Here is a 12,171-nt window from a genome sequence, read left to right as displayed (position 1 = left end):
AATCGGAAAAGGAGACCAGCCATGGACGGAGAACTGAAGCGCGGAAGCATTGAGATGACGGCGGCAATGCTGATTTCGGGGACAATCGGCTGGTTCGTGCTGATGTCCGGCCAGCCGGTCACGGGTGTCGTCTTCTGGCGTTGCGTCTTCGGGGCGCTGACGCTGGTCGCGCTCGCGGCAATGCTCGGGCTCATCGACTTCCGCCAGCTAAAGCCGCGCGTCGTCATCCTTTCCACACTCGGTGGCGTGGCCATCGTCGTCAACTGGCTCCTGCTTTTCGCCGCCTATTCGCGCGCATCGATCTCGATCGCGACGATGGTCTACAATACGCAGCCCTTCATGCTGCTCGGCCTCGGCGCGCTGTTTCTCGGCGAACGGATCACCGCCACCAAGCTTTTCTGGCTTTCGGTCTCCTTCGCCGGAATGATGGCGATCGTTTCGGCCAAGCCGGGCGGCGGCTTCGATCCCGACCACTATCTCGCCGGCATCGCGCTTTCCATCGGCGCAGCCTTCTTCTATGCCGTCGCCGCGCTCCTTACCAAGCTTCTCAAGGGCACGCCGCCGCATCTGATCGCCCTCATCCAGGTGATCACCGGGTCGATCATGCTGGCGCCCTTCGCGCTCTCCGCACCGCTGCCGCAGGACGCTTGGCAATGGACGCTGCTCGTCGCCGTCGGCGTCGTTCATACCGGCATCATGTATATCCTGCTCTACGGAGCGATCCAGCGGCTCCCGACGCACATGACGGGCGCGCTCTCCTTCATCTATCCGATCGCCGCGATCCTCGTCGATCGCGTCGCTTTCGGCCACGAATTGCAGGCGATACAGATCGCCGGATCTGCGGCAATCCTCCTGGCCGCGGCAGGCATGAATCTCGGCTGGAGCCTTCGGTCGATCCCGCTCTTCAAACGCGCGATCAGACCGGGCGCCTGATCGTCAGGCGCTCGCTACCTCGTTCGCGTGCACCGTCATTGTTGCGCTCGATGCACTCTGCGACGAGCGCTTGCAGGCGCCACAGATTGCGGTCCCGGATACCCCTCGCCTCGAGATGCGTCACGGTGTTGAGCAGATATTCCGCGCCTGAGCCGACATGGCCGCATGCGCAAGCCAGCACCTCCGCGACGGCTTCGAGGGAGAGACTACCGGCATAGAGCGGCGAAGCCCGGTTCATGACGAAGGACAGCGCCGACACCGGGCCAGACGCCGTCTCGACCTTGATCCAGCGCGGCATGCTGTTGGGCGGTTTATAGGTGAATTCGCGTCGGAAGAGTTTTCCGAGCTGCCCCTCGATGCCGTCATCCGGCAGTTGGTAGAGGACACCCCGACACTGCCCGCCGCGATCGAGAGCCATCATGAGGCCCGGCTGTTCGGGCGTTCCCCGGAAGCGGATCATCCGGAAGCAGAAGGCGCGATGCCAGCCCCGGGCAACACCAACCGTTTCGCCGACATATTCGATCTCCGGCCTCCAGATCAACGATCCATAGGCGAAGAGCATCGTTGGCGATCCCGGAGCCGGATGGCTCCTTATCATCCGCTCCACCCATTCGTCGTAGTCCGCGTCGCTATGGAGCACTGCGCCCGGCCCCGGGCCGCCATCGTCAATCGCCCGGTGCACCTGCGCGACGTGCGCCGGAGTCAGGCTCAGTGGTCTTGGTTTGCCGGGCATGGTCATCATCTCCACCTTGCCGAGAGGATCGCGCAGCGCGCATCCCGAAGCAAGTTGCGGCCCGCACGTCTCGCTTATCTGCGCGCCTCCACCGCCATGCTGACGGCAAGGCTGGCAAGCACGGTGCTCATCAGCCAGCGCTGCACGAGCATGAAGAGCGGGCGGCCGGCAAGGAAGGCGGCGATCGAGCCCGCCGTCACGGCGATCAAGGCGTTAACGGTGACGCTGATCATGATCTGCAGACTGCCAAAGACGAGCGACTGGCGAAGGACGTCGCCCTGTTCGGGGTGGATGAATTGCGGCAGCAGCGAAAGGTAAAGCACCGCCACCTTCGGGTTGAGCAGGTTGGTGACAAGCCCCATCAGGAAGAGCTTGCGCGGTCCGTCCTTCGGCAGATCGCGTACCTGGAAGGGCGAGCGGCCGCCGGGCCTGACCGCCTGCCAGGCGAGATGGAGCAGATAAAGCGCCCCGGCAAAACGCAAGGCGTCATAGGCGAGAGGAACCGCCAGCAGCAAGGCCGTGATGCCGAGCGCCGCGAAGACCATGTAGAAGACGAAACCGAGCGCCACTCCGCCGAGCGAGATGAGGCCTGCCGCCGGACCCTGGCAGATGGAGCGGGAGATCAGGTAGATCATGTTCGGCCCAGGCGTCAGCACCATGCCGAGCGCGATCAGGGCAAATCCGACAAGGTTCTGAATTTCGGGCATGGTGCATTGCCTTCCGCGATTTTTTCCGGAAGGTGCATGGCTCTCCGGGTCGGGGCAATGCCGTTCTTGTCACCCGATCAATTTTCGCACGAGAAGCCTCGCCACCGGGATCAAACCGGGTTCTCCTTCGCCGCGGTTTGCGCTAAACAAATCACCCGTTCCGGAGGAAACCATCGTGACACTCGCGGCCCTTCTCGCCTATAGCGGCGCCCTCTTCATCGCGGCGGCCATTCCCGGCCCCGGCATCACGGCGCTGGTTGCGCGGGCACTCGGCTCCGGCTTTCGCGAAACCTTCTTCATGGGTCTCGGACTAATTCTTGGCGACATGACCTATCTGACGGCCGTTGTGCTCGGACTCGCCTTCGTCGCCCAGACTTTCACCACGGCCTTTCTTATCGTGAAGATCGCCGGTGCGCTCTATCTCGGGTACATCGCCTGGAAACTCTGGACTGCCGGCCTTCTGTCGCAGGATATCCAGGCGAAGAAGTCAGGAAACGCGGCGATGTCTTTCCTGTCGGGGCTGATGGTGACGCTCGGCAATCCCAAGACGATGCTGTTCTATGTTGCCCTGGTGCCGACGCTCATCGATCTCGCCGCAATCGGCCCCGAGGATTACAGCCTGCTGCTGGCGGCAACCTTCCTCGTCCTTCTCACGGTGCTGGTTCCCTATATGCTGCTCGCAGCCCGCGCCCGTTCGCTTCTGAAACAGCCGAAGGCGCTCAAGACCATGAACCGCGCTGCTGCCGGCATTCTTGCCGGAACGGCAGCCTATATCGCCACCCGTGCGAGCTGAAAAAAGATTTCTGCGTCAGCCGCCTCGTAGACGTATTTTCCTCCGGCTGGCGCGCTTCGGGGGCCGTCTCACCCTGGAACGGGCTCGCTATTGTCCGTATTCTCGCGGCAACTAATTTCAATTGAAGGGAGAAACATATGTCCGAAACACGCAAGCCTGGCCGCGGCCGCGTCTTTTCCTCGATCACAGAAACGATCGGCGACACTCCCATCGTGCGCCTGGACAAGCTCGCAAAAGAGAAGGGCATAAAAGCGAATCTCCTCGCCAAGCTTGAATTCTTCAATCCGATCGCCTCGGTCAAGGACCGCATCGGCGTCGCCATGATCGAGTCGCTCGAGGCCCAGGGCAGGATCGCGCCCGGCCGCACAACTCTCATCGAGCCGACTTCGGGCAACACCGGTATCGCGCTCGCCTTCGTTGCAGCCGCCAAGGGATACAAGCTGATCCTCACCATGCCCGAGACGATGTCGGTCGAGCGGCGCAAGATGCTCTACCTGCTGGGGGCAGAGCTGGTTTTGACGGAGGGCAGCAAAGGCATGAAGGGGGCGATCGCCAAGGCGCAGGAACTCACCGAGACGCTTTCCGACGCGATCATTCCGCAGCAGTTCGAAAATCCGGCCAATCCCGAGATCCACCGCAAGACGACGGCCGAGGAAATCTGGAACGACACCGAAGGCGGCGTCGACATCCTGGTCTCGGGCATCGGCACGGGCGGCACGATCACCGGCGCCGGCCAGGTCCTGAAGGCGCGTAAATCCTCGGTCAAAGTCATCGCCGTGGAGCCGGAGGAATCCCCTGTCCTTTCTGGCGGCGAACCCGGTCCGCACAAGATCCAGGGCATCGGCGCCGGCTTCGCGCCGGCGATCCTCGACACGAGCATCTACGACGAGGTGATCACCGTGAATGCCGGCGAAGCGGTGGAAGCCGCGCGGCTCGTCGCGAGGCTTGAAGGTGTACCGGTCGGCATTTCCGCCGGCGCCGCACTGCAGGCCGCGATCGAGGTCGGCAAGCGCGAGGAGAACGCCGGCAAGAATATTGTCGTGATCATCCCCTCGTTTGCGGAGCGTTATCTTTCGACCGTGTTGTTCGAGGGGCTGGGGGCGTAAGCGGCAGTTCCTCTCCGCGTATGTCGGTCATCCGGCAGCACAACATTACGAACTCAACGGAGCTTCCGGGCGCTCTTTTTTCTACGACCACCAGTAGTCAGGAAAGGCAGCAGCTTTTTCCTGAGGATAGCGCCCGCAAAAGAGCGACCACGCTTTCGCCTTCCTGGCACTACTTCGCAATTCCGGGGCAAAGAGCTTGAAAAATCTCGGTGTCGAACGGAAAAAAGCGTTCCTCCCCATTGCGGTGGATGAGATAGTCCGATTCCGAAAAGTAACCCTGCTTGATCAACTCCGGCTGCTGCTTTGCGGAGCCATGAAATGAGTAGTTGTCGCCGTACATGTCTGTCCGAGTACGCTTCACGCAATCGCCGGTGACACGATCGGCAAGCTTTTTCTCTGCAAGCACCTGTCGGACGCAGCGCATCGAATGATCGAGCATGTACTCGACGCAGAAGCTTTTCGCATCTTGCGCCGTGTGCTTCAAACGGATCACCGCGTTTGCCGTGCCAATTCCCTCCTTCGACACGATGGTCATCGACTGGCCCGCTCTCGTTCCATAAAAAAGCTTACCGATGTCTTCGGCCGCGGCGGGCCGGCCTGTCAGGACGAGGAAAATGCCCACCATAATAGCAGCCGCCACGAGGAGGCGCTTCGACTGGCGGGTAACGCTGGTGAAAAACACGATGCTGAGCCTTTTGAATAAAAGATAAATCGTGTGTAAGCGGAACACGCTATGCCGCCACCGGCAGCCGCTCTCCGGCGATCCGGTAGGAGATCGCTTCCGCGAGATGGATCCGCCCGACCGCCGACTCTTCGTCGAGATCGGCAAGGGTGCGGGCCACTTTCAGCACCCGGTGATAGCCGCGCGCCGAGAACTTCATCTTCTCCGCCGCATCCCTCAAGAGCTGCAAGCCCGCAGCATCCGGTTCCGCGATCTTCTCGATCATCGTCGTCGATGCACGGGCATTGCTCGTGAGCACCGGATGGCCGAGGGCGGCGAAACGGTCCGCCTGCAGCGCGCGGGCGCGGGCGACACGCTTGGCAACGGCGGCACTCGGTTCGGCCGCCATCGGGCGAAGGAGGTCCGCGGCGCTGATGGCCGGGACATCGATGCGGATGTCGATGCGGTCCATCAGGGGTCCGGAAATCCGCGCCTGGTAGTCGGCCATGCAGCGCGGGCCGCGGGCGCATGTGCGCCCGGGCTCACCCGCCATGCCGCACCGGCACGGGTTCATCGCTGCGACGAGCTGGATCGCCGCCGGATAGCTGACGCGGTGATTGGCGCGTGCGATGATGCATTCCGCGGTTTCGAGCGGCTGGCGCAGTGCGTCGAGCACCTGCGGTGAAAATTCCGGGAACTCGTCGAGGAACAAAACACCGTGATGGGCAAGCGATACCTCACCGGGCTTCGCCCTGAGCCCGCCGCCAATCAGGGCTGCCATAGTGGCCGAGTGGTGCGGCGCGCGGAACGGCCGCCGATCGGAAAGCTTGCCGCCCGGCAGTTGACCCGCAATCGAATGGACCATCGAAACTTCGAGCAATTCCGCCGGGGAAAGCGGCGGCAGGATCGACGGCAGCCGCGCGGCGAGCATCGACTTGCCGGATCCTGGCGGGCCGACCATCAAGAGATTGTGGTTGCCGGCGGCGGCCACTTCGAGCGCCCGCTTGGCGCTCTCCTGCCCCTTAATGTCGGCGAGATCGGGCAGGTGGGCGGCCGCGGCTCTTATGGCCGGCTCGGGACGGGAGAGCACCTGCGTGCCGCGAAAATGATTGGCGATGGCGATCAGGCTGCGCGGTGCGAGAATGTCGATCTCCGATCCCGCCCAAGCCGCTTCGGGTCCGCTTTCCGCCGGGCAGATAAGGCCCTTGCCGAGTGCGTTGGCACCGATGGCGGCAGGCAGCGCGCCGGCGACGGCGGCGATGGTGCCGTCCAGATTGAGCTCGCCGATGACGACATAGCCGTTAAGCGCATCGGCCGGAACGGCACCCAGCGCCGCCATCAGGCCGAGCGCGATGGCGAGATCGAAATGGCTGCCTTCCTTCGGCAGGTCTGCCGGCGCCAGGTTCACCGTGACCCGCTTTGCCGGCAACGCCAGCCCCGAGGCATGCAGTGCCGCCTGGACGCGCTCACGGCTTTCGGCGACCGCCTTGTCGGGCAGCCCGACGATCTGCATGCCGACCTTGCCGGGTGCCACCATCACCTGGACGTCGACCGGAACGCCTTCGATCCCCTGGAATGCAACCGTGCTGACACGCGCGACCATGATGCCCCCTAACGTGAGAGCGGGGAGATGCGCGGAAACCGCTTCACGCTGTCCTCATCCCGCTCCAGTCACGGCGGCCCGCCTCGCGCCGCCACAACCGCTGCCGGTTGCGGCATCAAATCTTGCACGGTACGCGGTCAAAAACAAGAACAATAATAGAACAAATGCGGGCCCGCGCTTTTCGAACGAAACCCGCTGCGCGCTCCCTTAGCCCAACAGATGCGGGCACAGACCTCCACGCTATGCGAAACCTTCGACGACGCAGGTGATGAGGTCATGGTCGGACAGCGGGCGGCCCGAAGGATCGAGTGAAGGAATGATGTGGCTTTTGCCAATCTTCAGGCCACGCGCAAGGAACCAATCGAGCTTCATTGCACGCTTCGGCCAACGGGTGATGAGGCTCGGCCGCGTTGTCATGCCGTCGATCGGGCCGCCGTGGCGCGTGAAGCCGCGCTCGGCGCTCATGGCAAACAGGCCCTCGGCTTCGAAGTCGCCGCCAATATGGTTCCCGCTGTTGAGATCGCCGCCGATCAGGACAGGAAGCCCCGGAAAGGTCGCGTCCAGCGCGTCGATCAGTTCCTTGACCTGCCGCTCGCGATAGGCAGCCGTGGTCGCGCTTTCGAGATGGGTGGGAATGGCGACGAAAGGGCCCGCCCGAGTCTCGATCACGGCGCCGATGGCAAGGCGCTCGCCGACCCTCGGTTGGTCGCCGCCGTCCATGAACCACAGCCTCTCGCCCCAGAGCCGCAACAAGAACGGGCGGTCGAGCGGAGCGGTCGCCATCAGCGCATTGCCGTGGAAGCCCTTCTCGTTGAAGTCGTCCTTGCAGAACTCGCGCTCGGTATCGGACCCCAATCCCAGTTCGATGAATTCGACGCCGTAGGCGTATTGCATGCCGAGCGCCACGGCGATTTCGGCGGTCGGGTGCCGTTGGCCGGTACGCGCCATGCCGTTGTCCATCTCCGAAAGCAGAACGAGCGACGCGCCGGTGACGCCAAGGTGCGCAGCACTTTCCTCGGGGAACAGGCAGCGTTCGAGGTTCCAGGCCGCGGCGGTGAAGGGAAAGGCGAGCGGCCTGCGGGCGGGCGGCGCACCGCCGATCTCGATCGTGTTCATTTCCTCAAGGCTTTCCATGACGGCGTCATGGGCGGCGATGCTGCGCTCGATCCGGGCAAAACCGGCGCGCGTCTCCGGCGAGGAAACGGCGAGCGCCGCTGAGGTCGTTTCAATCACAATGCAGGCTCCATGTTCATGGTTCGCGTCGTGGCCGGTACGATGCCCGTTGCCGCATTCGGCTCTTCAAGCCTCCTGCCGGTCTCGGACGAAAAGAAATGGAAGCGCTCCGGAGCGATGGTAACGGCAAAACCGTCCGAAAGTGGCGCCTCCGGCGCAAGCGCGACAGTGACAGAATGATCGTCGATTGCGCCGTGGACGAGGCGCTGCGCACCCAGTTCCTCGACATACTCGACCCGGAAGAGTAGGGCCTGCTCGCCGACACCGGCGAGACGTAGATCCTCCGCGCGCAAGCCCACAGTCACCGATCCGTCCGCCGGCGCCCGATAGCCGAGGTCGATCGACTGCGTGCCGATCCGCAGCCGGCCGCCGTCGAGAACGCCTTTGACCAGGTTCATCGCCGGTGAGCCGATGAAGCTCGCAACAAAGGTCGAGGCCGGCGCATGATAGACGTCGAGCGGCCGGCCAATCTGCTCGATCCGGCCGCCGTTCAAGACGACGAGCCGATCGGCGAGCGTCATCGCCTCGAGCTGGTCGTGAGTGACATAGAGCGAGGTGGTGCCGAGGCGCTTCTGCAATCGCTTGATCTCGCCGCGCATGGAGACCCGGAGCTTGGCATCGAGGTTCGACAGCGGCTCGTCGAAAAGGAAGGCCGCCGGCTTGCGCACGATCGCCCGGCCCATGGCGACGCGCTGGCGTTGCCCCCCGGAGAGTGCGCGCGGCTTGCGATCGAGATAAGGCGCGATCTCGAGCATGCGCGCAGCCTCGGCGACCCGCGCCTCGATCTCGGTCTTCGGCGTCTTCCGGTTCTTCAAACCGTAGGCGAGATTTTCGTAGACGGTCATGTGCGGATAGAGCGCATAGTTTTGGAAGACCATGGCGATGTCGCGTTCGGCGGGATCGACATCGTTTATGATCCGCGGGCCGATTCGCACGGTGCCCTTCGAGATCGTCTCCAGGCCTGCGACCATGCGCAACAGCGTTGACTTGCCACAGCCGGACGGACCGACGAGCACGATGAACTCGCCGTCGGCGATGTCGATCGAGACGGATTTCACCGCCTCGACGCCGCCGGCGTAGATTTTCGAGACCTCTGCGATATCGATCGCCGCCATGGGTTGCCTCCGTTAATAAAATTCGCTGCTGAGGGCTGCGAGAAGCCCGCATCCTCGGTCCGCTCTACTTGTCGCTTTCGGTCAGCCCCTTGATGAACCAGCGCTGGAAGATGACGACGATCATCACCGGCGGCAGCATGGCGAGGATAGCCAAGGCAAAGGCCTCGTTGTAGTCGGGAATGTTGGAGCCGACCCAGACGAGCAGGATCTGCTTGATGCCGCGCACGAGCGTGAAGAAGCCCTCGTCCGTCGTCATCAGCGTCGGCCAAAGATACTGGTTCCAGCCATAGACGAACATGATGATGAAGATGGCCGCCATCATCGTGCGAGACAGCGGTACCAGAACATCGATGAAGAACTTGAATGGCCCGGCACCGTCGATGCGCGCCGCTTCGAGTAGTTCGTCGGGCACCGACTTGAAGAACTGGCGGAAATAGAAGGTGCCGGTCGCCGACGCGAGCAGCGGCACGATCAGGCCCGTGTAGGTGTTCGTCAGTTTCAATGCGTTCATCACCTCGTAGGAGGGCAGAATGCGCACTTCGAGCGGCAAAAGCAGCGTGGTGAAGATGATCCAGAAGGCAACCGTCGCCAGCGGAAAGCGGAAATAGACGATCGCATAGGCGGCCAGCATGGACAGCACGATCTTACCGGCGGCGAAGCCGAGGCCGAGGATCATCGAGTTCAGCATCATGTTGAACCCGGTGATCTTGCCGGTGAAGCCGCCCGCGCGCGTCAGCACGGTCTCGTAAGTCTCCGCGAAATGGCCGCCCCAGGTGAGGCTCAGACCGTTGCTGTGGATATCGACGGCCTCATGGGTCGAGGTCATGAACGCGACCACGACCGGCGCGACCATGATGAAGACGCCGATAAGAAGGATGACGTGATCGAGGATCTTCGTGCGGTGCATGGCCGTTACCTCAGTTGTAATGGACACGCCGCTCGATGAAGCGGAACTGGAAGATGGTGAGCACGAAGACGACGACCATCAGGATCACCGACTGGGCGGAGGAACCGCCGAGATCATTGCCGCGGAAGCCGTCCATATAGACCTTGTAGACAAGGGTGATGGGATTGTTTGCAGCCTTGTCCTTCACCATGACGTCGATGACGCCGAACGTATCGAACAGCGCATAGGTGACGTTGATGATCAGCAGGAAGAACGCCGTCGGCGCGAGCAAGGGGAGCACGACCGTCCAGAAGCGGCGCGTGCCGGAACGGCAGTCGAGCGCTGCGGCCTCGCGCACGGGGACGGGGATCCCCTGCAGCCCGGAGAGGAAGAAGATGAAGTTGTAGGGGATCTGCTTCCATACGGAAACGACGATCATGGCGAAGGCCGTGTCGAAATAATCGAGCCCCACCTTGATATCCAATCCGAACCAGGCCGCGAGCTTGACAATCGGACCGATGTGCTGGTCGAAGAACATCATGCCGATCAGGCCGGCGACAGGCGGCGCGATGGCATAGACCCAGATCAGCAATGTCTTGTAGCCGCTATTGCCGCGGATGACGCCATCCGCCTTGACGGCGAGCAGCAGGCCGATCGACAACGCGAAAAACGTCACCAGAACTGTGAAGATCGCCGTGAAGCGCGCGATACCGAGATATTCGTTCGACCTCAGCACGTCCGCATAGTTGCTCATGCCGACGAAAGTGGATCCGAAACCGAAGGGATCTTCCAGGTAGAAGGAAGACTGGATCGCCTGCGCGGACGGCCAATAGAAGAAGATGAAGATGATCGCGAGCTGCGGCGCGAGGAAGAGATAGGGCAGAAAAGGCGATGAAAACTGAACGCGCTTCGCCCCTGCCTTATCCCTCCGGTCGCCGGACGATCCCGTCATCCAGCCCGCCGGCCACCTCCTCCCCGCCTTTGTGGAGAGACGCAACGTTCCATCGTCCGCTGCGCTCACCTCTCCCCGCGTAAGGGGAGAGGGCCAGGATGAGGGGCCGGCGTGGCTCATGATCAGCCTGCCGTCTTGGCGAAGCGGGCGAGCAGCTCGTTGCCCTCTTTCTCGATCGTCTCGAAGGCATCCTTGACGGTCGTTTCGCCGGAGAAGATGCGGCCGTATTCGCGCTCCATGATCTCGCGGATCTGCGGGTAAAAGCCGAGACGATAACCCTTCGACCATTCACCGGCCGGCAGGAGAAGCTGCTTGATGCCGACTTCGGCAACAGGCTTTTCCTTGTAGTAGCCATCCTTCTGGGCAAGCTCGTAGGCCGCCTTGGTGATCGCCACGTAGCCGGTGGACTTATGATAGAAATACTGGATTTCCGGCGATGTCAGAAACTGGAAGAAGTCGGCGACGCACTTGTTTTCCTCGTCCGATTTGCCGGACATGGCAAAGAGCGCGGCACCGCCGATGAAGGAGTTGGTGCCGGCGCCTTCGATCGAACCCCAATAGGGCAGGAAGGTCGCCGAGAACGGCATCTGCGCCGTCTTCGTCAAGCCGCCGAAGGAACCGGACGAGCCGATCCAGAGGGCAGCCTTGCCTTCCTCGAAAACCTTCTGGTTGTCGTTCCAGCCGGCGCCGTAGAAGGCGAAGTAACCCTCGTCCTTCCAAGCCTTGAGCTTCTCGAACATCATCTGCAGGTTCGGGTCGGTGACCTTGAGCTCCGTGTCGGCGACGCTGTCGTAACCGTTGTTGTTGGTCGCGAACTGGATGTTGTTGCGCGAGAAGAAGTTTTCGGTGAACTGCCAGGTAAGCTGCGACTGGACGAGCGGGATATAACCGGCTTCCTTCAGCTTCGGAGCGACTGCCTCGAAATCTTCCCAGGTCTTCGGAGCTTCGACGCCGGCCTTTTTCAGTGCCTCGTCGTTGATATACATGATCGGCGCCGAAGAGTTGAATGGCATGCCGACGAACTTGCCCTCGCTGTCGGCGTAGAAGTAGCGCACGCCGTCGATGAAGGCGTTGCGATCGAAGCTGTAGCCGGCCTTGGTTATCAGGTCCTCGGCCGGGATGACGGCGCCCTTGGCATTGATGATGGTCGCGGCACCTGCGTCGAAGACCTGCAGAATGTTCGGCTGCTCGCCCGAACGGAAAGCGGCGATACCGGAAGCGAGCGCTTCCTCATAGGTGCCCTTGCTGACCGGCGTCAGGGCGCAGGCGCTCTGGGATTCGTTGAATTTCTGCGCGACTTCGTTGATGACCTCGCCGTTGCGGCCGGCCATGCCGTGCCACCAGGTAATGTTGGTCGCGGCGAGCGATGTCGTTGCGGAAAATGCGAAAGTAACGGCTGCAAGCGAAATTCTCTTGAACATGGTCCCCTGTCCTCTCCACCGTTTGCGG

General features: G+C 62.3%; 12 protein-coding genes. 3 read left to right on the top strand and 9 right to left on the bottom strand.

Annotation, left to right across the window (positions count from 1 at the left end):
* Positions 1-21 precede the first annotated feature (21 nt).
* Positions 22-933, top strand: a complete 912-nt coding sequence (locus tag GHK62_RS29915) for a DMT family transporter (protein ID WP_153442561.1) — start codon at positions 22-24, stop codon at positions 931-933.
* Here the strand turns inward: GHK62_RS29915 and GHK62_RS29910 are convergent.
* Positions 917-1,666 (bottom strand): gamma-glutamylcyclotransferase, encoded by a 750-nt coding sequence (locus tag GHK62_RS29910; protein WP_153442560.1) that lies wholly within the window; start codon positions 1,664-1,666, stop codon positions 917-919. The two genes, GHK62_RS29915 and GHK62_RS29910, sit on opposite strands and share 17 nt — an antisense overlap.
* Positions 1,667-1,740: 74 nt before the next feature.
* Positions 1,741-2,373 carry a LysE family translocator gene (locus GHK62_RS29905; protein ID WP_153442559.1) on the bottom strand — a complete coding sequence of 211 codons (633 nt, stop codon included), beginning with the start codon at positions 2,371-2,373 and terminating at the stop codon, positions 1,741-1,743.
* Positions 2,374-2,548: 175 nt separating this feature from the next.
* Here GHK62_RS29905 and GHK62_RS29900 point away from each other — a divergent pair, with 175 nt between their 5' ends.
* Both GHK62_RS29900 and cysK read left to right on the top strand, forming a co-directional pair.
* Positions 2,549-3,166, top strand: coding sequence for a LysE family translocator (locus tag GHK62_RS29900; RefSeq protein WP_184108410.1), 618 nt, complete (start codon positions 2,549-2,551; stop codon positions 3,164-3,166).
* A gap of 137 nt (positions 3,167-3,303) precedes the next feature.
* On the top strand, positions 3,304-4,272 hold the full coding sequence (cysK, locus tag GHK62_RS29895; RefSeq protein ID WP_153442557.1) for a cysteine synthase A: 969 nt from the start codon (positions 3,304-3,306) through the stop codon (positions 4,270-4,272).
* Positions 4,273-4,441: 169 nt separating this feature from the next.
* Here cysK and GHK62_RS29890 read toward each other — a convergent pair whose 3' ends face one another.
* The 7 genes from GHK62_RS29890 to GHK62_RS29860 form a co-directional block, all read right to left on the bottom strand.
* Positions 4,442-5,002, bottom strand: coding sequence for a hypothetical protein (locus GHK62_RS29890; protein ID WP_153442556.1), 561 nt, complete (start codon positions 5,000-5,002; stop codon positions 4,442-4,444).
* A 1-nt stretch (position 5,003) separates the two neighbouring features.
* Positions 5,004-6,536: a YifB family Mg chelatase-like AAA ATPase gene (locus tag GHK62_RS29885; protein ID WP_153442555.1), complete on the bottom strand. Its 1,533-nt coding sequence runs from the start codon at positions 6,534-6,536 to the stop codon at positions 5,004-5,006.
* 240 nt (positions 6,537-6,776) lie between these two features.
* Complete coding sequence (locus GHK62_RS29880) at positions 6,777-7,769, bottom strand: endonuclease/exonuclease/phosphatase family protein (RefSeq protein WP_184108409.1); 993 nt, start codon at positions 7,767-7,769, stop codon at positions 6,777-6,779.
* A complete protein-coding gene (locus tag GHK62_RS29875; RefSeq protein ID WP_153442554.1) occupies positions 7,766-8,884 on the bottom strand; it encodes a sn-glycerol-3-phosphate import ATP-binding protein UgpC in 1,119 nt (372 codons plus the stop codon). Before GHK62_RS29875 ends, GHK62_RS29880 begins: the two co-directional genes overlap by 4 nt.
* A 64-nt stretch (positions 8,885-8,948) precedes the next feature.
* Positions 8,949-9,791, bottom strand: coding sequence for a sn-glycerol-3-phosphate ABC transporter permease UgpE (ugpE, locus tag GHK62_RS29870; protein ID WP_153442553.1), 843 nt, complete (start codon positions 9,789-9,791; stop codon positions 8,949-8,951).
* Between the two features lie 10 nt (positions 9,792-9,801).
* Positions 9,802-10,722: an ABC transporter permease subunit gene (locus GHK62_RS29865; RefSeq protein ID WP_167528397.1), complete on the bottom strand. Its 921-nt coding sequence runs from the start codon at positions 10,720-10,722 to the stop codon at positions 9,802-9,804.
* Between the two features lie 122 nt (positions 10,723-10,844).
* Positions 10,845-12,143, bottom strand: coding sequence for an extracellular solute-binding protein (locus GHK62_RS29860; RefSeq protein ID WP_153442551.1), 1,299 nt, complete (start codon positions 12,141-12,143; stop codon positions 10,845-10,847).
* Between the last annotated feature and the right edge of the window lie 28 nt (positions 12,144-12,171).

The organism is Sinorhizobium terangae (assembly GCF_009601505.1).
Classification (GTDB): domain Bacteria; phylum Pseudomonadota; class Alphaproteobacteria; order Rhizobiales; family Rhizobiaceae; genus Sinorhizobium; species Sinorhizobium terangae.
Note: the sequence above shows the minus strand (reverse complement) of the source record. Positions and strands in the feature narration are given on the sequence as shown.